Below are 22,720 nucleotides of genomic sequence, written 5' to 3'. Positions count from 1 at the left end.
CAAATGTCAGCAAGAGATTTATCAGTACTACTCAGCGTAATATTAATAGTAGCTATGCTTATTATCCCATTTCCCTCATGGATGCTAAGTGTATTTATTATTATTAATATTTCTCTTGCTTTGTTAGTTCTTCTTACGTCAATGAATATGCAAGAACCCCTTCAATTTTCAATCTTTCCATCTTTACTTTTATTATTAACATTATTTCGTTTAGGGCTAAATGTATCAACAACAAGGTCGATTCTGAGTAAAGGAGAAGCTGGGGAAGTTGTTGCAACATTTGGTACCTTTGTTGTGGGTGGCAATGTATTAGTTGGGTTTGTTGTCTTTCTAATATTAGTTGTTATCCAATTCGTAGTTATTACAAAGGGTTCAGAACGTGTTTCAGAAGTAGCTGCACGCTTCACATTAGATGCGATGCCTGGTAAGCAAATGGCGATTGATGCGGACTTAAATGCTGGTCTCATTTCGGAGAAGGATGCAAGAGAAAGACGAGAAAAAATTTCATCAGAAGCTGATTTCTATGGGGCAATGGATGGAGCAAGTAAATTTGTAAAAGGAGATGCCATAGCTGGGATAATTATGGTATTAATAAATCTCCTATTTGGATTTATTATTGGGATGACACAAATGGGTCTCAGCTTTGCAGAAGCTATACAAAAATTCACAATGCTGACTGTTGGAGATGGGATCGTCAGTCAAATCCCTGCACTATTAATTTCAACAGCTACGGGAATAGTAGTAACAAGAGCAGCGTCTAAAGGGAATTTAAGCTCTGATATCACATCACAATTATTTGCATATCCAAAGATGTTATATGTAACAGCCGGTACAATCTTCTTATTAGGTCTATTTACTCCGATTGGCCCTGTATTAACTATTCCAATCGCTGTACTTCTAGCATTTGGAGGATACAAAATAAGTAAATCTGCGAATGAAGAAGAGCAATTGCCACAAGAAGTTGAAGAAGAAATTGATGCTGATGAAATGAAGAGTCCAGAGAGTGTTGTTAACTTACTTAATGTAGATCCAATTGAATTTGAGTTTGGCTACGGTCTTATACCATTAGCGGATACTAATCAAGGTGGAGATTTATTAGATCGGATTGTCATGATTAGACGTCAATTAGCGATCGAATTAGGACTTGTTATTCCAGTTGTACGAATTAGAGATAATATCCAGCTTCAGCCGAATGAATACATTTTAAAAATAAAAGGAAATGAATTTGCTAGGGGAGAGCTTTTGTTAGATCATTACTTAGCGATGAGTCCTGGAATTGAGGATGATTCAATAGAAGGAATTGATACAATTGAGCCATCTTTTGGCTTACCAGCAAAATGGATTTCTGAAGAAATGAAGGATCGCGCAGAAATGTTTGGATATACAGTTGTTGATCCACCATCAGTTGTATCAACACATATTACAGAAGTCATTAAATCAAATGCACATGAATTAATTGGTCGTCAAGAAACAAAGCAACTCATTGACCATTTGAAAGAATCTCATCCAATTTTAGTTGAAGAGGTAACTCCAACGCCATTATCAATTGGAGATGTGCAAAGTGTGTTGGCAAAGCTGCTTAAAGAAAAAGTATCAATCAGAAATCTTCCAATCATATTTGAAACATTAGCTGATTTTGGAAAGATGTCTACGGATACTGACCTACTTACTGAATATGTAAGACAAGCACTTGCAAGACAGATAACAAATAGTTATGTGAATCAAGGCGATATCATGAAAGTAGTAACAGTTTCTGGGAAAATTGAAAAAGCAATTGCCGATGGAGTTCAACAAACAGAGCATGGAAATTATTTATCATTGGATCCTGTAATGTCTCAAAATATAATAGAAGCAATCGCAAGACAGCTTGAAGAATTATCACTTCAAGAGCAAGCACCGATCCTGTTATGTTCACCTGCTGTAAGAATGTATCTTAGACAGTTAATTGATCGATATTTTCCTCAAGTACCTGTGCTTTCATATAATGAGCTCGAAGCAAATGTAGAGATTCAAAGTATCGGGGTGGTGAATATTGAATGAAAGTGAAAAAGTATGAAGCGGCTTCAATGCCTGAAGCAATGAAAATGATTCGATCAGAATTAGGGGATGAAGCCGTCATCTTAAATTCAAAAGTTGTTCATAAGAATGGTTTTCTAGGCCTATTTCGAAAGAAGAATATTGAGGTAATTGCAGCCGTTGATTCAGTCGTTCAAAAGCCAAAACAGCAAGTAACATTAACAAAAAGTACGATGAAGGAACAGAATAGAAACATCGCTGCTCCATTGAAAGATGAGAATCAAAAGCCTTCATTGGAAATGATGAATCAAATTACTGAACTTAAGTCAATTATTACGAGCTTGCAAAAGAATTCAGATGAGCTTTCAGATCACTATCCACTTCCAATTAAAAGTGTAAGTATGTTTTTAGAAGATCAGGAAATTGATGCTTCAATTCGAAAAGAACTAATTACAGCAATCTTAGAAAAGTGGTATGAAAATAAGCAGGAATTAACAACGGATGAACTGAAGGAGCTTTCACACTCCTTGTTAGTTCAAAAATTAAACGCACTCCCTTTTGGGGGGATTAGTTACAAGAAGAAATATGTTAGTGTTGTTGGACCTACAGGTGTAGGTAAAACAACGACCTTAGCAAAAATTGCGGCTGAAGCGATTCTAAAGGATGGAAAGAAAGTTGCTTTTATTACTACTGATACGTATAGAATTGCTGCCATTGAGCAATTAAAAACCTATGCAAAAATACTAAACGTCCCAATTGAAGTCAGTTATAACTTAGAGGACTTTCAAAAAGCTAAGGATCAATTTTCTGATTTTGATCTTATTTTAATCGACACGGCAGGAAGAAATTTCAGGAATCAACAGTATGTGAAAGATTTGCTGGAAATTATTGATTTCAATGAGGAAGTAGAAACGTTCTTAGTTCTTGGTTTGACCTCAAAATATTCAGACATGATGACTATTTATAAGCAGTTCTCAGTGATTGACATTGATAGAGTTATATTTACAAAAACTGATGAGACGGAGCACTTTGGTCAAATGGTTAACTTTATGATAAAAAATCGGATTGGTGCAGCTTACATCACAACTGGACAAAATGTGCCAGATGATATACAAACAGCGACACCAGAAATCGTTGTAAATACTTTATTTGGAGTAGCTGGCAATGAGTGATCAAGCGGAAAATCTTCGTAATCAGTTTAAAAACAAAGGACCAAAAAGAACAAAAACAATTGCAGTCATCAGTGGTAAAGGGGGAGTCGGTAAATCCAATTTCTCTTTGAACTTCTCGTTGGCTCTTTCAGAATCAGGTAAAAAGGTTCTATTATTTGATATGGATATCGGAATGGGTAATATCGATATCTTGATGGGAGTTTCATCATCATATTCCTTTGTTGATATGTTTGAAAAACAACTTAGTTTACGTGAAATCATTAAACATGTACCAGATCAACTCTCCTATATATCAGGTGGAACTGGCTTATCTGGGTTATTTAAACTTGATCAGCAGAAATTTGATTTTTTTGTGAATCAGTTAAATGGAATATTACCGGAGTATGATTGTTTGATTTTTGATATGGGAGCTGGGATATCTGAAGAAAACCTACAGTTCTTGTTAACAGTTGACGAGATTTTTATTATTACAACACCTGAACCAACAGCAATAACTGATGCCTATTCAGCAATGAAACATATTTGTGCATATACAAAAGATATCCCCTTTTATTTAATTGTTAATAAAGCACATTCTGAAAAAGAGGGGATAGCAACAATTGAAAGAATTGATCATGCGGTAAGGCACTTTTTATTAAAAGATACGATTAAATTAGGTTCATTACCTGAGGATAAGAATGTGAGTAAAGCGGTAAAGAGTCAAGTGCCTTTTTTGTTCTATTCACCGAAATCAAATATAAGTAAATCTATGCGTGAGATTGTTAAGAACTATCGCTTATCGACCTTATCGCAAGAAGAAAAGAATAAGGAACATACGCCTTTTATATTCAAGCTACGTCAACTAATTTCAAAAAGGTAAAGGAGGTTAGAGAGCATGAATCAAAGGATTAAAGTGTTTGTCGTTGATGACTCTGCTTTTATGAGGAAGCTAATAACAGACATCCTAACCTCCGAGCCATTGATAGAGGTCATAGGAACTGCTCGCAACGGTGAAGATTGTTTAATGAAATTGCAAACCTTAAAACCAGATGTTATTACGATGGATGTAGAGATGCCAGTCATGAATGGGCTGGAAGCGTTAAAAGTGATAATGGAAAGATACCAGCTTCCCGTTATTATGTTATCAAGTACCACTAATGAAGGCGCGGCAAACTCAATTACTGCCATGCAATATGGAGCCATTGATTTTATTACAAAGCCATCAGGGGCAATTTCATTAGACTTACACAAAGTGAAGGATGAAATTATTAGCAAAGTTCTTCATGCAAAGAAAGCTAATATATCTACACTTATAAAACCACTACAACCTGAAAAATTATCGTATAATAATAAAGATGATAGTGAAAAAGAACTAGTTTCGATGAAGAAAGGAATTGAGAGAAAGCTTGTCGTCATCGGTACCTCAACTGGGGGACCAAGAGCACTTCAACAGGTATTGACGAAACTTCCTAGCAATTTTCCAGCTCCAATCTTAATTGTTCAGCACATGCCAGCGGGTTTCACGAATTCTTTAGCCAAGCGATTAAATTCGATATCCGATATCGGTGTCAAAGAAGCAGAGAATGGGGAACTTTTGAAGAATGGGGTTGCTTATATCGCTCCTGGTGGACATCATTTGAAAATCAAAGAAGTTGGTACAGTAACAGCTATTCACTTAGATGATTCTGATTTGAGAAATGGTCATAGACCTGCTGTTGATGTCCTGTTTGAGTCAGTGAGTCAATTAGCGAATTATCGCAAAATTGCAGTGATTATGACTGGGATGGGCTCTGATGGGGCAAAAGGATTGATCTCACTAAAGCAATCCGGAAGCACAACAGCTATAGCAGAATCAGAACAAACATCGGTTGTTTTTGGAATGCCAAAGATGGCCATTGAAACAAACCTTGTAGATGAGGTTGCGAATGTCGATAATATTGCAGACGTGATCCTAAAATATATCGGAAAGTAAGGGAGTGGAGTTAGATGGATATCAGTCAATACTTAGAAGTGTTTATTGATGAGAGTAAAGAACATCTTCAAATGTGTAATGAACAATTATTAGAATTAGAGAAAAATCCAGATAATCTAGAAATCGTAAATGTTATATTTCGCTCCGCACATACATTAAAGGGTATGTCAGCTACTATGGGATATGAAGATTTAGCTAATTTGACTCATCAAATGGAAAATGTATTAGATGGAATTCGTAATAATAAAATCAAGGTAACATCTCAGATTCTAGATGTCGTATTTAAATCAGTTGATTACCTAGAAGAAATGATTTTTTCTATTGCTGAAGGTGGATCAGGTAAAAAGGATGTTTCAGATGTTGTGGCTCTCTTAAAGAAGATTGAGAAGGGAGAGAGCTTAGAAGAGGATACAGCGACTCAAAGTGAAGTTGCCGGGAATGTAAAAACAAGCACTACGAAGGAAGCTTCAAATTATGATGAATTTGAATTGACAGTATTACAACAGTCGAAAGAACAAGGTTTTCATATATATGAAATTGCTATTTCCTTAAGAGAAGATTGCGTTCTAAAAGCTGCGCGTGTTTTTATGATTTTTGAGGTACTTGAGCAAGTCGGGGAAGTCATTAAGACAACACCAAGTGTAGATATGCTTGAAGAGGAAAATTTTGACCATCAATTTAAAGTGTCGTTCATTTCTATGGAATTGCCAGAAGAACTGAAAAATAGAATCATGAAGGTTTCAGAAGTAGATACGGTTGAAATAAATACAATCTCATTAGAAAATATCGCTATTCCAGCAGAGAATAATGAAGTAGCAGTAACCCTTGAAGCAGTGAAGGAAGAAGAAACAACGCTAACTCCAGCGACAATTCAAAAAGAAACGAACGAACAACAAAAGACAACACAGGCAAAAGGAAATGTTAATAATAAAACAATTCGTGTAAGTATTGAGCGACTAGATATCTTAATGAATTTATTTGAAGAATTAGTCATTGATCGTGGTCGCTTAGAACAAATCTCTCGTGAATTAACTCATACCGATTTGACAGAAACGGTTGAGAGAATGTCCAGAATTTCAGGTGACTTACAAAGCATTATTCTAAATATGAGAATGGTTCCTGTTGATACAGTATTTAATCGTTTTCCTAGAATGGTACGTCAGCTGGCAAGAGATCTAAATAAAAAAATTGATCTTCAAATTATTGGAGCAGAAACTGAATTAGATCGAACTGTTATTGATGAAATTGGTGATCCGCTAGTGCATTTAATCCGTAATGCATTAGATCATGGAATTGAAACACCAGAAGTACGTAAAGCCGCGGGCAAGTCTGAGGAAGGTACACTGATTCTCAAGGCATATCACAGTGGTAACCACGTATTCATTGAAATCCAAGATAATGGTGCGGGAATTAATCGGGACAAAGTCATCGGAAAAGCCAAGAAACAGGGAATTATATCAGATTCTGAAGCTAATAGTTTAACAGATAAACAGGTATACGACCTTATTTTTTCATCTGGATTTTCTACGGCTGACAAAATCTCGGATGTGTCTGGACGTGGTGTCGGATTAGACGTGGTAAAGAGTACAATTGAAACTTTAGGTGGATCAATTACGATTGACTCAGTTGAAGGAGAGGGCTCTACGTTCTTTATCCAGCTGCCATTAACACTATCAATCATTTCAGTGTTACTCATTGAACTTGGGCAAGAGAAATATGGAATTCCACTTTCATCTATTATTGAAACAGCAATAATAAAGAAAAGTGACATCCTAAGTGCACATAATCAACGTGTGATTAACTTTAGAAATAAAGTCATTCCATTAGTATTCCTTGAAGAACTGTTCGAAGTCACACCACAAGATGAGACTTCAGAATATATGTCTGTTGTTATTGTCAAAAAAGGAGATAAAATTGCTGGTTTTGTTGTAGATTCATTCATTGGTCAGCAAGAAGTGGTCCTTAAATCGTTAGGGAATTATTTATCAACAGTATTTGCTATCTCAGGTGCGACAATTTTAGGTGACGGACAAGTTGCTTTAATTATCGATTGTAACTCATTGATTAAATAAGAGATGAAAGAAGGGAGAGATGATTATGAATGAAATGGAACTGGTTGCATCTAAAGTGATTGTGTTTGAATTAGAAAATGAAGAATATGTCATTCCTGTTGAAAAAGTTCGTTCGATTGAGCGACTTCAAAAGATTACGCGAGTACCACGGACAAAAAAATTTATAAAAGGTGTCATTAATTTGCGTGGAGTGATTACTCCGATTATAGATTTGAGAAAACTTTTTGATATGGATGAGCGTCCGTATTCTGACCATACTAGGATTATTATCATTACCCAGGAAGATTATGAAGTAGGTCTAATCGTAGATGCTGCTAATGATGTATTAGACTTACCAAGTGACTCTATTGAACCACAGCCAGACGTTGTTGGCGCAGTAAAGGTGGATTATATTGATGGTGTTGCAATGATTGATGATCGTTTACTTATTCTTTTGAATCTTGAACAGGTGTTAGAAGTAAATCATCAATCGGAAATGGTTATCGGGTAGAAATATGTCTTATTTCAATGGTATTAAGCCTAAACACATTGATATCTTAAAAGAAATCGGTAATATAGGTGCTGGTCATTCGGCTACAGCACTTTCTACATTATTGAATAAAAAAATTGATATGAAGGTGCCAGTTGTACGAGTACTCTCCTTCGATGAGATGATGGATTTAGTTGGAGGTCCTGATCATATTGTAGCAAGTGTATTTCTTCGAATTGAAGGAGACGCACCTGGGAGTATGTTTTTTGTCCTTTCACTTCATCAAGCTTCAAGATTTATTCAATATTTAACTGGGGAAGAGCATGTTTCCTATGAAGAACTTATATCTTCTGAACTTGGTTTATCTGCATTACAGGAATTAGGTAACATATTGTCTGGCTCATATTTGTCATCACTTTCAGACTTCACTAATTTAAATCTGTATCCTACTGTACCAGCAGTCTCAATTGACATGGTTGGTGCAATCCTTGGATATGGTCTAATTGAGTTGTCTCAAGTGAGTGATTACGCCATCATTATAGATGCTGCAATTAATGAATTTGATGATGAGGATTATGTGAAAGGCCATTTTTTCCTATTACCTGACCCAGATTCGTTTGAGAAGCTTTTTCATTCTCTAGGGGTAAATAATGATGGGACAAGTTGACCAAATTATTAAAGTGGGTATTGCAGATATGAACGTGGTTACTTCTCCCCAAACGATCAGAACTTCTGGTTTAGGCTCATGTGTTGGGGTCGTCATATTTGACTCAAGACAAGCAATAGCTGGACTTGCACATGTGATGCTTCCGGACTCTTCACTAGCAAGGACCGGGACGCTAAATCTTGCGAAATATGCTGATACAGCGATTGAGGAACTGATTAAGCAAATCGTTAGTAGAGGCGGACGAAGTTATGGCTTACAAGCAAAAATAGCCGGTGGAGCACAAATGTTCCCCAATCTATCAGGCAGTGATATGATGAGAATCGGTCCGCGAAATGTAGAAGCAGTTCTACAAGAATTAACTCGATTTAAGGTGACTCTGCTTTCATCTGATGTTGGGGGAAATCTTGGAAGAACTATTGAATTTGATCCCGTCACTACTTCTTTAACAATTCGTACTGTCAACCAAGGGGTTAAATCCATATAACTGGAACGTGTCTATGGGCATGATGAGGAGGAATACAATGTCACAGATGGTAGCAGATGATCAAGTATATTGGCAGCAATGGATTGACACACGTGACTCTCATGCGGGTGATGTCCTGATTAGAAAGTACATGCCACTTGTGGCCTACCATGTTCAACGAATCGCTGTAGGTTTGCCCAAAAGTGTAAGTGTCGATGATTTAAAGAGCTTTGGTATGATCGGATTGTATGATGCCCTTGAGAAATTTGATCCTTCCAGAGATTTGAAATTTGACACCTATGCTTCGTTCAGAGTCCGTGGAGCGATTCTTGATGGCTTAAGAAAAGAAGATTGGTTACCAAGAAGCATGCGTGATAAGGCGAAAAAAATTGAAGTAGCTGCACAAAAATTAGAGCAAAAACTAATGAGAAATATCACGACAAAAGAAATTGCTAATGAACTTGGTCTAAGTGAGCAAGATGTATTAAATACAATTAATGAGGGATTTTTCGCTAATGTTTTATCAATGGATGAACAACATTCAAATGGTGATGGTAATGAAGGAATTGAGTTTTCAATTAAGGATCATACTTCATTAACACCAGAAGAAGACTTAATGAAAAAAGAGCAAATGTCTCAACTAGTAGATGTTATTAAACAATTAAATGAGAATGAGCAAATGGTCGTAAGTTTATTTTATCATGAAGAACTTACACTAACTGAAATTGGTCAGGTTATGAACTTATCTACTTCTAGAATTTCGCAAATCCATTCAAAGGCTTTATTCAAATTAAAGCAATATCTAACCAATACCCATTAAAATATCAGCTTGGGAGAATAGACAAGAACACCGTGGAGCGGTCTTTTTTGATCTATCTCCCTATTCTTGTATGATAAAATGGCTATAGATATAATTGGAAGGGAGTGTGAGACTGTGAGTTTGAAGTTACTTGAATTACAAATAGCTCTTCCACGTACTCATGACTTTGGGAAAATAACAGAACAGCTTAATCAGAGCGGTCAGATTGTTCAGCATCAATTAGCTGAACAACAGAAAAAACAAATACATAAAGAATCAAAGCAAGTCAATAAAAAAGCAGATAGTTCTAAAGTAAGTCTTCAACTAGATGAGAGGTCAAATCAAGAAACTCAGCAAGCACACCACCCAACAAAAGGAAAAATAATAGATATTTCCGGATAAACTTTCAGGAGCGTATAATATGATTACCTTTCTATTTTTATTATGCTTTATTTTAATTGGTATTTTGTTTTTTTGCCTATTATTAATTTCACAAAAAATCAATCATTTAAAAGAGATGGAAAAGACTCAAGGGAAAATACTTAGGGACATTGAGGAAGCATTTGCAGGATTTATCATGCAAATAAAAGAAGAAAATGAACAATTAGTAAAAAAAGCTCAAGATGATCAAGAAATTCAAAATAATCAAGTTAATCAAGGAAATCAAGGAAATCAAGTTAATTCAGATAGCCCATCAGTATCAGAGAAACGCTCATTTTCACTTGTCGAGCAACAACTGACAGACGATGATTTTAAAGATTTATTGCCACTATATACAGAAATTGAGCATACTCCACAAAAACAAGCAGCAGAAAAAGAGGTAGTTGTTATACCACCACCTACATCAGAGCAGCAATTGTTAGATAAGGTGATTTCAATGAAAGAACAAGGAGCAGGTATTGAAGAGATTGCCAAAAAACTGAATCGAGGAAAGACTGAAATCGAGCTATTATTAAAATTTCGTCAAAAATAGATAATTTTTTCTTGATTGTAAAATTTAATTATGGTATATTATTTTTTGGTGTTAATACACACGCTTATTGATTTGAGTAATGGTGCTATCTAAGATAGTTTTACTCGAACATGATATAAGCGGAGGAAGAAAAACCATTAGGAGGAACAAAATAATGTCAGTAATTTCAATGAAGCAATTGCTTGAAGCTGGTGTTCACTTCGGTCATCAAACTCGCCGTTGGAACCCAAAAATGAAGCGTTACATCTTCACGGAGCGTAACGGAATTTACATCATCGATCTTCAAAAAACAGTTAAGAAGGTTGAAGAAGCTTATAACTTCGTTAAAGAACTTGGTGCTAACGGTGGTACTATGCTATTTGTTGGTACTAAAAAGCAAGCACAAGATTCTGTTAAAGAAGAAGCTGAACGTTCAGGTATGTACTATGTTAACCAACGTTGGTTAGGTGGTACATTAACTAACTTTGAAACAATCCAAAAGCGTATTAAGCGTTTAAAAGATATCGAAAGAATGCGTGAAGACGGTACTTTTGAAGTATTACCTAAGAAAGAGGTAGTACAACTTAATAAAGAGCTTGACCGTTTAGAGAAATTCCTAGGCGGAATTAAAGACATGAAGCAATTACCAGATGCTTTATTCATCATTGATCCTCGTAAAGAGCGTATTGCTGTTGCAGAAGCACATAAATTAAACATTCCGATCGTAGGTATCGTTGATACTAACTGTGATCCGGATGAAATTGATTATGTAATCCCTGCTAACGATGATGCAATTCGTGCTGTTAAACTTCTAACTGCTAAAATTGCAGATGCAATTCTAGAAGCTAAACAAGGTGAAGAAACTTCTGCTTAATGAGCGAAAGGTGATAAGAGGGATATGCCTTTTATCACCTTTTTTTAAAGAGTATGGTATGAAAGCTCGGGTAATTTTCGAAAGGTAATGTCATACTATAAATAGAATTTTAATGGATTCGTATACGAGACATTATTAATTTACATAATTGGACACTTAAGGAGGAAATAAAAATGGCAGTAACTGCACAAATGGTTAAAGAACTACGTGAAAAAACTGGTGCTGGAATGATGGATTGTAAGAAAGCACTAACTGAAACAAACGGTGATATGGAAAAAGCAATTGATTTTCTACGTGAAAAAGGGATTGCGAAGGCTGCTAAGAAATCTGATCGTATTGCAGCAGAAGGAACTACTTTCATTCAAGTTGAAGGAAACGATGCAGTACTACTTGAAGTTAACTCTGAAACTGACTTTGTTGCTAAAAATGAAGGCTTCCAAGTGTTAGTTAAAGATCTTGCTACATTCTTACTAAAGAGCAAGCCTGCAACTGTTGAAGAAGCGCTTGAGCAAAAAATGGAAAACGGTTCTACTGTTTCTGAATATATCAATGCAGCAATCGCAAAAATTGGAGAAAAATTAACTCTTCGTCGTTTTGTTGTTGCATCTAAAGGTGATAATGCAGCATTTGGTGCTTACCTTCACATGGGTGGACGCATTGGTGTTCTAACTGTATTAGAAGGAACTACTGATGAAGCAACGGCAAAAGACGTTGCTATGCACATTGCAGCAGTTAACCCTAAATACATTAGCCGTGACGAAGTTTCTGCTGAAGAAACTGAGCGTGAGCGTGAAGTGTTAACTCAACAAGCATTAAACGAAGGTAAACCAGAAAAGATCGTTGCAAAAATGGTTGAAGGTCGCTTAAGCAAATTCTTCGAAGATATTTGTTTATTAGATCAAACATTCGTTAAGAATCCTGATCTAAAGGTTCGTCAATTTGTTGAATCTAAAGGAGCTACAGTAGTTAGCTTTGTTCGTTACGGAGTAGGAGAAGGTATTGAAAAGCGTCAAGATAACTTCGCTGAAGAAGTAATGAGTCAAGTTAAGAAATAAGTAGAAGCTTCGATCAATATATAGCTTGTTATCTTATTTGATACAAAAGATAGGGAACACATCCAAGTGTTCCCTATCTTTAAAATATGGAGGTAATCATGAGCATCGCTAAATATAAACGTGTAGTTCTGAAACTTAGTGGAGAAGCACTTGCAGGAGAAGCAGGCTTTGGTATTAATCCTGCAGTCATTCAATCGGTAGCTGAACAGGTGAAAGAAATAGCTGAACTTGATGTTGAGGTTGCAGTTGTTGTTGGTGGCGGGAATATTTGGCGCGGGAAAATTGGAAGCGAAATGGGTATGGATCGTGCAAATGCAGATTATATGGGGATGCTTGCAACGGTCATGAACTCTTTAGCTTTACAGGATAGTCTTGAGAATATAGGGATTCAAACGAGAGTCCAAACGTCAATTGAAATGCGTCAAGTAGCAGAACCATACATAAGAAGAAAAGCAATTCGTCACCTTGAGAAGAAGCGAGTTGTCATTTTTGCAGCAGGAACAGGTAACCCATACTTCTCAACTGATACAACGGCTGCACTTAGAGCTGCTGAAATTGAAGCAGATGTGATTCTTATGGCGAAAAATAATGTTGATGGTGTTTACAGTGCAGACCCATCTAAGGATTCAACAGCAGTTAAGTACGAAACATTATCTTATCTAGATGTACTAAAAGAGGGGTTAGCGGTAATGGATTCAACAGCTTCTTCTTTATGTATGGATAATGATATACCGTTAATCGTATTTTCTATTATGGAAAAAGGAAATATTAAGCGTGCCATAACTGGTGAAAATATTGGAACAATTGTGAGGGGGAAATAGCAATGGCAAAAGCTACATTAAACCAAGTGAAGGATAAAATGGAAAAAGCAATCCAAGCTTTTTCACGCGAGCTTGCAAGCGTTCGTGCAGGAAGAGCAAATCCAGCTCTTCTTGATAAAGTAACAGTTGAATATTATGGAGCTCCAACTCCAGTGAATCAACTTGCTTCAATTAATGTTCCTGAAGCACGTATGCTTGTTATTCAACCATATGACAAGAGTTCACTAGGTGATATTGAAAAAGCAATTTTAAAGGCAGATTTAGGATTAAATCCATCTAATGACGGTTCAGTTATTAGAATCAGCATCCCTGCACTAACTGAAGAAAGACGTCGTGAGTTAGTGAAAATTGTGAAAAAGTATGCTGAAGATGCTAAAGTTGCAATCAGAAATGTTCGTAGAGATGGCAATGATGATTTGAAAAAATTAGAAAAGAATGGTGAAATCACTGAAGACGAACTAAGAGGTTATTCAGAAGATGTTCAAAAATTGACAGATGATTTCATCGCTAAAGTAGATCAAGTAGCAAAAGAAAAAGAAAAAGAAATCATGGAAGTCTAATCCATTTCACTGTACAATATATTGTAAAAAGACCCTCTAACGTTTACAGGGGGTTTTTTTGTTAATACTGTCTACTAGCTGATAGTGGGGACAAAAAAAATCAAACATTACTAGTTAGTTGATATTAGTGTGATGGAGGACTAGCTTTATGTTAAAACTACTAAAAAACTGGATGGTAAAGTCTAAATCCACAAATAACTTAGATATTAAGGGTGGACCAATTCCTCACCACATTGCTATTATCATGGATGGTAATGGTAGGTGGGCAAAGAAGCGTGCACTCCCTAGATCAGCTGGTCATCATGAAGGTATGAAGGTTGTCAAAAAAGTAACAAAATTGGCAAGTCAGCTTGGAGTTGGGGTCTTAACTGTTTATGCTTTTTCAACTGAAAATTGGAAAAGACCAAAAGATGAAGTGAATTATTTAATGAAGCTCCCTGAGGAGTTCCTAAATACATTTCTACCAGAATTAATTGAAGAAAATGTTCAAGTGAGAATCATGGGTGATAAAAGCCAATTACCAGAACATACGTTAAAAGCAGTTGAGAAGGCTGTGATAGAGACTCAACATAATACAGGACTTATTTTGAATTTTGCTCTTAATTATGGCAGTCGTTATGAAATTCTTCAAGCTGTTGAGAACATCATCAAGGATTATAAAAATAATGAAATTGATGGTAATATAAATGAAGAGTTATTTTCAAACTATTTAATGACTCAAGATTTAAAAGATCCTGACTTACTCATTAGAACAAGTGGTGAAATGAGACTAAGTAATTTCATGCTATGGCAATTAGCCTATTCAGAATTTTGGTTTGCTGATGTCTTATGGCCTGATTTTAATGAAGACCACCTAATTGAAGCAATAGCTGAGTATCAAAAACGAGGACGTCGATTCGGAGGAATATAAAGGTGATGATAATTTAATGAAGCAACGAATAATTACAGGAGTAGCTGCAGCAGCTGTTTTCTTACCGATTGTATATATAGGTGGATTACCGTTAACAATCTTAACTTTCCTGATGGCTACAATTGCAATTTTAGAATTACTACGAATGAAGAGTATACCAATCTTTTCATTTCCGGCCATTTTATCAACGCTATTACTATGGATCTTCCTTCTTCCAAAGGAATATTCATATATAATTGATGATTTTGGCGTATCGAAGATTGAGATGGCTTTACTTGCGATATTACTGTATTTATCATATACAGTAGTAACAAAGAATAAATTTACTTTTGATGATGTTGGTTTTGTGATATTGACGACTATCTATATCGGACTAGGCTTTTATTATTTAATTGAAACTAGATTAGATTTAGGTTTAAATTACATATTCTTTGTGTTAATTGTCGTTTGGACAACTGATTCAGGGGCATATTTTATTGGACGAGCAATTGGAAAACGCAAGTTATGGCCAGACATTAGTCCAAACAAAACAATAGAAGGTTCAATTGGTGGAATCATCGTTGCAATTATTATTGCAATTGTTTATGTGACCTTTATTCCACTAGGGTTATCTATTATCAATATCGTTATTCTTACCATTTTCTTATCGATTTTCGGCCAATTAGGGGATTTGGTAGAGTCAGCGTTAAAACGTCATTATAATGTGAAGGATTCAGGTAACATACTCCCGGGGCACGGTGGTATATTAGATCGCGTAGACAGCTGGCTATTCGCATTACCAATTCTACACTTTTTACTACTATTCATATCATAATAAAGTGGATTGCATTCAAGGAGTGAGTTTGTGAAAAAAGTTAGTTTATTAGGGGCAACAGGCTCAATTGGTCAACAGACACTAGATGTAATAAGAAACCACCAAGCAGAGTTTGAGCTTGTTGCGATGTCAGTAGGCGATAACCTTGAGAAAACAAGAGAAATAATCGCTCAATTCTCACCCAAGTTAGTATCCGTACGTACAAAAGAGGCATGTGAACTGCTTAAATCAGAATTTACAGGAAATATTAAGTTTGCCTATGGTAAGGAAGGCTTAATCGAAGTTGCAACATACAAGGATAGCTCAATCCTATTGAATGCTGTAGTCGGAAGTGTTGGGCTAGCACCGACACTAAAGGCGATTGAATCTGGGAAAACCATTGCTTTAGCAAATAAAGAAACATTAGTAACAGCTGGACATCTTGTAATGGAGGCTGCTAGAAAGCACAACGTTGAGATCTTACCCGTTGATAGTGAGCATTCTGCTATTTTTCAATGCTTACAAGGAGAGAATCCAAAAACAATCGAAAAAATTATCCTAACTGCTTCAGGTGGGAGCTTTCGAGATAAAACGAGAGAAGATTTAAAAAACGTAACAGTAGAACAAGCATTAAACCATCCGAATTGGAGTATGGGAGCAAAAATAACCATTGATTCTGCAACGATGATGAATAAAGGGCTAGAAGTAATTGAAGCTCACTGGTTATTTAATATCCCCTATGATAAGATAGATGTTCTATTACATAAGGAAAGTATTATTCATTCACTTGTGGAATTTCATGATAGTAGTGTCATTGCCCAATTAGGGACTCCTGATATGAGAGTGCCAATTCAATTTGCATTGACCTATCCAGATCGATTCAAATTACCAACATCGACAAGGCTGAACTTAGCAGAGATTGGGTTGCTACATTTTAGTAAAGTTGATTTTAATCGTTACCGTAGCTTAGACTTTGCTTTCTCTGCAGGGAAAATAGGTGGAACACTTCCGACTGTATTAAATGCAGCAAATGAAGAGGCTGTTTCTGTCTTCTTGAATGGGTCAATTCCATTCTTAACGATTGAAGAGTTAGTGGAGGAGGCATTGGAGCTTCATTCTCCAGTAATGAATCCATCACTTGACGTAATTGAACAAGTTGATCGTGAAACAAGAATCCATGTGAGAAAGTTAGTGGATAAATATTTGAATAAAGTGTAATAGCAGGCTTTCTTCTATAAAGTTTTGAAAAAAAGCGTACTAGTTTGTTAAGGATTTAAATATGGTTTAAAAGACAAACAGTTATAGTTGAAAGTTAAATAAACAAAAGGTGGTTAGACATTTGGAAACTGTTATAGCCTTTATTATTATTTTTGGAGCGCTTGTTTTTTTTCATGAATTAGGTCATTTAATCTTTGCTAAAAGAGCAGGTATTCTATGCCGTGAATTTGCCATTGGCTTTGGTCCAAAGGTATTCTCATTTAAAAGAAATGAGACAGTATACACCATTCGATTATTACCACTTGGTGGATTTGTGAGAATGGCTGGGGAAGATCCAGAAATGATTGAAGTGAAACCAGGCTATAATATTGGATTATTATTTAATTCAGCTGGTAAAGTAAATAAAATCATTATCAATAATAAAGATAAATATCCAGATGCGAGAATTATTGAAGTAGAAAGTGCTGATATTGAGCACAAAATGGTCCTTACTGGCTATGAAGTGGACAACGATGAAGTGATCCAACATTTTGAAGTCAGTGATGAAGCGTATTTTGTTGTGGATCAACAAGAAACACAAATTGCTCCGTATAATCGTCAATTTGCTTCAAAAACATTAGGTCAGCGTACATTAGCCATTGCAGCTGGACCATTTATGAACTTTGTATTAGCTTTCTTTGTTTTCATCATAATTGGGTTATTACAAGGAACTCCAATTAATGAACCGATTCTAGGTAAATTAACTGAAGACGGTGCTGCTATCCAATCGGGACTAATGGAAGGGGATCTTGTCCGTCAAATAGAAGGACAAGAGGTGCATACTTGGGAAGATATTGTTGAGATCATCAGAGCAAATCCAGAGACTGAACTAGAATTTACAGTTGAACGAAATGCAACCACACAGGAAATTGCAGTTACCCCTAAATCACAGCAAGTAGCTGAAGAAACAATTGGAATCATTGGAGTCTATGGTCCAGTAGAAAAGTCGGTTGTGGCTTCAATTAAGAGTGGATTTACTGAAACATATATGTGGACTAAGGAAATAATATTAGGTTTGGGTAAACTCATTACTGGTCAATTTTCAATTGATATGCTATCAGGACCTGTAGGGATTTACGTATCTACAGATACAGTAGCACAATCAGGTGTATATTACTTGATGAGATGGGCAGCGATCTTAAGTATTAATCTTGGAATCGTCAATTTATTACCAATTCCAGCGCTTGACGGTGGACGGTTAATGTTCTTTGCCATTGAAGCGGTTCGAGGAAAACCAATTGATCGACACAAAGAAGGAATGGTACACTTTATTGGTTTTGCATTATTAATGCTATTGATGCTAGTTGTTACATGGAATGATATCCAGAAATTCTTCCTCTAAGTGGATTGGGGAAACATTGGAAGTGAATTTTAATAAACTTCTTAGGGACAATCTTCACTTTTGAGAGTAAAATAGAGTTAGATGAAACAAAAAAGAAAAGACATAAAAATCGTAAAGGGCTAATTATTGAGAGTGTAATCTCCGTGGTTAGCCCTTCAATATGTTGAAAGGGGGAAAAATATGAGTGAACTAAAACAAGAGCAGAAACAACGATTGCAAATTCTATTGCAGCAGATCGAAATAACTGATGATGCGATGGTCAAGTACTTTGAAGGTGCAGGAATTGAAAAACTTCAAATTAATCGCGAGCAAAAATCTTGGCATTTTATTTTTCTACTACCTAAAATTATTCCATCTAATGTGTTTCAGTTATTTGCTGCACAGTTAATAAGAAAATTTTCTCATATTGCTTCAGTTACTTTTACCATTAACACGATCGATAAACAAGTTACTGAAGAATTAGTCCAGGGGTATTGGTCACTTTGTTTACAAGAAATGCAAGGAATTTCACCGTTATTATTATCTTTACTAAATAATCAAAAGCCAAGCCTGCAAGGATTAAAGCTTCAAATTTCTGCCCGAAATGATACAGAAGCAACAGCCTTAAAGCGGAAATATTCACAAACATTGACTGATATTTATCAACAATTTGGATTTCCAGCTTTTCAACTAGAAGCTACAGTTGATTCAAATCCGCAAGAGTATGAGAACTTCTTAGCTCAAAAACAACAAGAAGATCAACAAAAAGGACAACAAGCTGCTGTTGAGATGATGATGAGCGAAACGAAGAAGGATCCAGACAAAGTTCAAACAGGTCCTCTTACCATTGGTTATACAATTAAAGATGACGATGATTTTAGAGAAATTAAATCAATTAATGATGAAGAGAAGCGAGTTGCTCTTCAAGGTTACATCTTTGATGCTGAAACCAAAGAGTTAAGAAGTGGACGAACACTATTAACTTTTAAAATAACTGATTATACGGATTCTCTATTAGTGAAAATGTTCTCAAGAGATAAAGAAGATGTTAATCTTCTTCAATCTGTGAAAAAAGGTATGTGGGTAAAAGTTAGAGGTGGGATTCAAAACGATACATTTGTTCGAGATTTAGTAATGATTGCAAATGATATTAATGAAATTAAGCCAGTCGAACGTTTAGACCGTGCACCTGAGGATGAAAAGCGAGTAGAATTACATCTTCATTCACCAATGAGTCAAATGGATGCAGTCACTTCAGTAAGTAGATTAGTAGAACAAGCTAAGAAATGGGGGCACCCAGCGATCGCTCTTACTGATCATGGTGTTGTTCAATCATTCCCTGAAGCTTATTCTGCCGGAAAAAAACATGGCGTGAAAATATTATATGGTGTCGAGGCTAACTTAGTTGATGATGGAGTACCGATTGCATATAATGAACAAAATCGCCTGCTTTCTGAAGATACATTTGTTGTATTTGATGTTGAAACAACTGGACTATCAGCTGTCTATGATAAAATTATTGAGCTTGCAGCGGTAAAGATGAAAAATGGTGAAATTATCGATCGCTTTGAAGCTTTCGCAAATCCTCATCACCGTCTTTCTGCTACAACAATTGAATTAACAGGTATTACTGATGACATGGTAAGAAATGCGCCAGACATTGAAGAAGTGCTTCAGAGGTTTTCCGATTGGGCTGAGGATGCGATCCTCGTCGCTCATAATGCAAGCTTTGATATGGGATTTTTAAATGTAGGTTACAAACAGATTGGACAAGAGAAAGCATCCAATCCAGTCATTGATACACTTGAGTTGGCTCGATTTTTATATCCAGAATTTAAAAATCATCGATTAAATACCCTTTGTAAGAAATTTGACATAAATTTAACCCAGCATCACCGTGCAATTTATGATGCGGAGGCAACTGGTTATTTACTGGCCAAGCTACTAAAGGATGCCTTAGAACAAAATATAGAATATCATGATCAGCTAAATGATAATATGGGAGCTGGTAATGCGTATCAGAGATCTAGACCATCACATGTAACCTTACTTGCAAAAAATGATATTGGTTTAAAGAATTTATTTAAGCTTGTATCAATTTCTCATATGAATTATTTTTACCGAGTACCACGTATCCCAAGATCAGTATTGCAAAAACATCGTGAGGGGATTTTAGTAGGATCGGCTTGTGATAAAGGTGAAGTATTTGAAGGAATGATGCAAAAATCACCTGAAGAGGTTGAAGACATTGCTCGTTTTTATGATTATCTGGAGGTTCAACCACCTGAAAATTATCAGCATTTAATCGAATTAGAGCTTGTTAGAAATCAATCGGATTTACGTGAGATTATTGGAAATATCATTTCATTAGGTGAGAAGCTAGAATTACCAGTAGTGGCAACAGGCAATGTTCATTACTTAGATCCAAATGATTATATGTTCAGAAAGATTTTGATAGGTTCTCAAGGTGGGGCCAATCCGTTAAATCGTCATAATCTTCCACAGGTTCATTTTAGATCAACAGACGAAATGCTTGAGTGTTTCTCATTCTTAGATAAAGATGTAGCAAAGAAAATTGTTGTTACCAATACTCAGCATATCGCAAATATCATTGATGAAATTAAACCAATTAAGGATGATTTATATACACCGAAAATTGAGGGTGCAGATGATGAAGTCCGAGAATTAAGTTATCAGATGGCACGTCGAATTTATGGAGATACTCTACCAGAGATTGTTGAAAAAAGATTAGAGAAAGAATTAAAGAGTATTATTGGACATGGATTTGCTGTTATTTACTTGATCTCACATAAACTAGTTAAGAAATCCTTAGACGATGGATACCTTGTTGGTTCCCGTGGGTCGGTTGGTTCGTCATTAGTTGCAACAATGACTGAAATCACAGAGGTTAATCCTCTACCGCCACATTATGTTTGTCCTGATTGTCAGCATTCTGAGTTCTTTAATGATGGATCAGTTGGTTCAGGTTTTGATTTACCAGACAAAGAATGTGTTAATTGTGGAGCAGCCTATAAGAAAGATGGGCATGATATCCCCTTTGAAACCTTCTTAGGATTCAAGGGAGATAAAGTACCAGATATCGACTTAAACTTCTCTGGTGAATATCAGCCTCGCGCCCATAATTATACAAAGGTACTCTTTGGTGAGGACTATGTATATAGAGCGGGTACAATTGGAACGGTTGCAGAAAAAACCGCGTATGGTTATGTGAAAGGTTATGCCAATGATCATAATCTTCAACTTCGTAATGCAGAAGTAGATCGTTTAGTTTCAGGATGTACTGGTGTAAAGAGAACAACTGGGCAGCATCCAGGTGGAATTATCGTAGTTCCAGATTATATGGATATCTATGATTTTTCTCCAATTCAATTTCCTGCGGATGATTCAAGTTCTGAATGGAAAACAACACATTTTGACTTCCATTCGATTCATGATAATTTATTGAAGCTTGATATACTTGGCCACGATGATCCGACAGTAATCCGTATGTTACAGGATTTAAGTGGAATAGACCCTAAGACCATTCCTACAGATGATCCAGAAGTAATGAAAATCTTTAGTGGAACAGAGTCATTAGGTGTAACACCTGAACAAATTATGTGTAAAACAGGGACACTTGGGATTCCTGAATTTGGGACAAGGTTCGTTAGACAGATGCTAGAGGATACAAAACCGACAACATTCTCAGAGCTTGTTCAAATCTCAGGGCTGTCACATGGCACGGATGTTTGGTTAGGAAATGCGCAAGAACTTATTCATAATAAGACATGTACACTTAGTGAAGTAATCGGATGTCGTGATGATATTATGGTGTACTTAATCTATAAGGGCCTTGATCCTTCACTTGCATTCAAAATCATGGAATCAGTACGTAAGGGTAAGGGACTATCTGATGAGTTTATTGAGGAAATGAAGAAAAACGAAGTTCCAGATTGGTATATTAATTCTTGCTTGAAGATCAAATACATGTTCCCAAAAGCCCATGCGGCAGCATATGTATTGATGGCAGTTCGTATCGCTTATTTCAAAGTACATCATGCACTGTTGTATTATGCAGCTTACTTCTCTGTAAGGGCAGATGATTTTGACGTTGATGCGATGTCACGTGGATCAGCAACGATTAAATCAAGAGTCGAAGAAATTAATGCTAAAGGGCTGGATGCATCAACCAAGGAGAAAAACCTATTGACTGTATTAGAGCTTGCTTTAGAAATGTGTGAAAGAGGTTATTCTTTCCAAAAGGTTGACCTATATCGATCTGATGCTTCACAATTTATTATTGATGGAGATACATTAATACCACCATTTAATGCAATACCAGGACTTGGAACAAATGCAGCAATTAATATAGTCAAAGCAAGAGCTGAAGGTGAGTTCTTATCGAAAGAAGACTTACAGCAAAGAGGAAAGGTGTCAAAAACCATTATTGAATTCCTTGAAAATCATGGCTGCTTAGAATCACTGCCAGAAAAAAATCAGCTTTCATTGTTCTAAGTCATAAAACTAGTCTTTAATTTCTTTTTATTTGCATAAAAATATTGGTTATG

At 36.0% G+C, this 22,720-nt stretch carries 20 protein-coding genes; all 20 read left to right on the top strand.

Features of this window, described 5'->3' with window-relative positions; translation table 11 throughout:
* Positions 1 to 3 precede the first annotated feature (3 nt).
* Complete coding sequence (gene flhA / locus F7888_RS04720) at positions 4 to 2,040, top strand: flagellar biosynthesis protein FlhA (protein WP_191777709.1); 2,037 nt, start codon at positions 4 to 6, stop codon at positions 2,038 to 2,040.
* Entirely contained in the window at positions 2,037 to 3,188 is a 1,152-nt protein-coding gene (gene flhF, locus F7888_RS04715) for a flagellar biosynthesis protein FlhF (protein ID WP_191777707.1), read from the top strand. The genes flhA and flhF overlap by 4 nt, the downstream gene beginning before the upstream one ends.
* Positions 3,181 to 4,047 (top strand): MinD/ParA family protein, encoded by an 867-nt coding sequence (locus F7888_RS04710; protein WP_191777705.1) that lies wholly within the window; start codon positions 3,181 to 3,183, stop codon positions 4,045 to 4,047. Before flhF ends, F7888_RS04710 begins: the two co-directional genes overlap by 8 nt.
* Before the next feature lie 15 nt (positions 4,048 to 4,062).
* Positions 4,063 to 5,139 (top strand): protein-glutamate methylesterase/protein-glutamine glutaminase, encoded by a 1,077-nt coding sequence (locus tag F7888_RS04705; RefSeq protein WP_191777703.1) that lies wholly within the window; start codon positions 4,063 to 4,065, stop codon positions 5,137 to 5,139.
* Between the two features lie 14 nt (positions 5,140 to 5,153).
* Positions 5,154 to 7,211, top strand: coding sequence for a chemotaxis protein CheA (locus F7888_RS04700; RefSeq protein ID WP_191777701.1), 2,058 nt, complete (start codon positions 5,154 to 5,156; stop codon positions 7,209 to 7,211).
* A gap of 25 nt (positions 7,212 to 7,236) precedes the next feature.
* Complete coding sequence (locus F7888_RS04695; RefSeq protein WP_191777699.1) at positions 7,237 to 7,701, top strand: chemotaxis protein CheW; 465 nt, start codon at positions 7,237 to 7,239, stop codon at positions 7,699 to 7,701.
* Between the two features lie 4 nt (positions 7,702 to 7,705).
* Entirely contained in the window at positions 7,706 to 8,347 is a 642-nt protein-coding gene (locus F7888_RS04690) for a chemotaxis protein CheC (RefSeq protein ID WP_191777697.1), read from the top strand.
* A complete protein-coding gene (locus tag F7888_RS04685; RefSeq protein ID WP_191778204.1) occupies positions 8,334 to 8,831 on the top strand; it encodes a chemotaxis protein CheD in 498 nt (165 codons plus the stop codon). The genes F7888_RS04690 and F7888_RS04685 overlap by 14 nt, the downstream gene beginning before the upstream one ends.
* Positions 8,832 to 8,868: 37 nt before the next feature.
* Positions 8,869 to 9,630: a FliA/WhiG family RNA polymerase sigma factor gene (locus tag F7888_RS04680; RefSeq protein ID WP_191777695.1), complete on the top strand. Its 762-nt coding sequence runs from the start codon at positions 8,869 to 8,871 to the stop codon at positions 9,628 to 9,630.
* A gap of 114 nt (positions 9,631 to 9,744) precedes the next feature.
* Positions 9,745 to 10,011 (top strand): hypothetical protein, encoded by a 267-nt coding sequence (locus tag F7888_RS04675; protein ID WP_191777692.1) that lies wholly within the window; start codon positions 9,745 to 9,747, stop codon positions 10,009 to 10,011.
* Between the two features lie 19 nt (positions 10,012 to 10,030).
* Positions 10,031 to 10,582, top strand: a complete 552-nt coding sequence (locus tag F7888_RS04670; protein ID WP_191777690.1) for a hypothetical protein — start codon at positions 10,031 to 10,033, stop codon at positions 10,580 to 10,582.
* A gap of 154 nt (positions 10,583 to 10,736) precedes the next feature.
* A complete protein-coding gene (gene rpsB / locus F7888_RS04665; RefSeq protein ID WP_191777688.1) occupies positions 10,737 to 11,435 on the top strand; it encodes a 30S ribosomal protein S2 in 699 nt (232 codons plus the stop codon).
* Positions 11,436 to 11,608: 173 nt separating this feature from the next.
* Positions 11,609 to 12,490, top strand: a complete 882-nt coding sequence (gene tsf / locus F7888_RS04660) for a translation elongation factor Ts (protein ID WP_191777686.1) — start codon at positions 11,609 to 11,611, stop codon at positions 12,488 to 12,490.
* A 98-nt stretch (positions 12,491 to 12,588) separates the two neighbouring features.
* The gene (gene pyrH / locus F7888_RS04655) at positions 12,589 to 13,311 is read left to right on the top strand and encodes a UMP kinase (protein WP_191777684.1); all 723 of its coding nucleotides are present in this window, start codon (positions 12,589 to 12,591) and stop codon (positions 13,309 to 13,311) included.
* Between the two features lie 2 nt (positions 13,312 to 13,313).
* Positions 13,314 to 13,871, top strand: coding sequence for a ribosome recycling factor (gene frr / locus F7888_RS04650; protein WP_191777681.1), 558 nt, complete (start codon positions 13,314 to 13,316; stop codon positions 13,869 to 13,871).
* A 148-nt stretch (positions 13,872 to 14,019) separates the two neighbouring features.
* Positions 14,020 to 14,781 (top strand): isoprenyl transferase, encoded by a 762-nt coding sequence (locus tag F7888_RS04645; RefSeq protein ID WP_191777679.1) that lies wholly within the window; start codon positions 14,020 to 14,022, stop codon positions 14,779 to 14,781.
* Positions 14,782 to 14,797: 16 nt separating this feature from the next.
* Positions 14,798 to 15,595, top strand: coding sequence for a phosphatidate cytidylyltransferase (locus F7888_RS04640; RefSeq protein WP_191777677.1), 798 nt, complete (start codon positions 14,798 to 14,800; stop codon positions 15,593 to 15,595).
* A gap of 30 nt (positions 15,596 to 15,625) precedes the next feature.
* A complete protein-coding gene (locus F7888_RS04635; RefSeq protein ID WP_191777675.1) occupies positions 15,626 to 16,792 on the top strand; it encodes a 1-deoxy-D-xylulose-5-phosphate reductoisomerase in 1,167 nt (388 codons plus the stop codon).
* Between the two features lie 121 nt (positions 16,793 to 16,913).
* Entirely contained in the window at positions 16,914 to 18,173 is a 1,260-nt protein-coding gene (gene rseP, locus F7888_RS04630) for an RIP metalloprotease RseP (RefSeq protein WP_191777673.1), read from the top strand.
* 180 nt (positions 18,174 to 18,353) lie between these two features.
* A complete protein-coding gene (locus F7888_RS04625) occupies positions 18,354 to 22,667 on the top strand; it encodes a PolC-type DNA polymerase III (protein ID WP_191777670.1) in 4,314 nt (1,437 codons plus the stop codon).
* Positions 22,668 to 22,720 lie beyond the last annotated feature (53 nt).

It is taken from the genome of Litchfieldia stipae, assembly GCF_014837155.1.
GTDB lineage: Bacteria > Bacillota > Bacilli > Bacillales > Bacillaceae_L > Litchfieldia.
The sequence above is the reverse complement of the archived record's forward strand: the minus strand, read 5'-3'. Positions and strand labels throughout refer to the sequence as shown.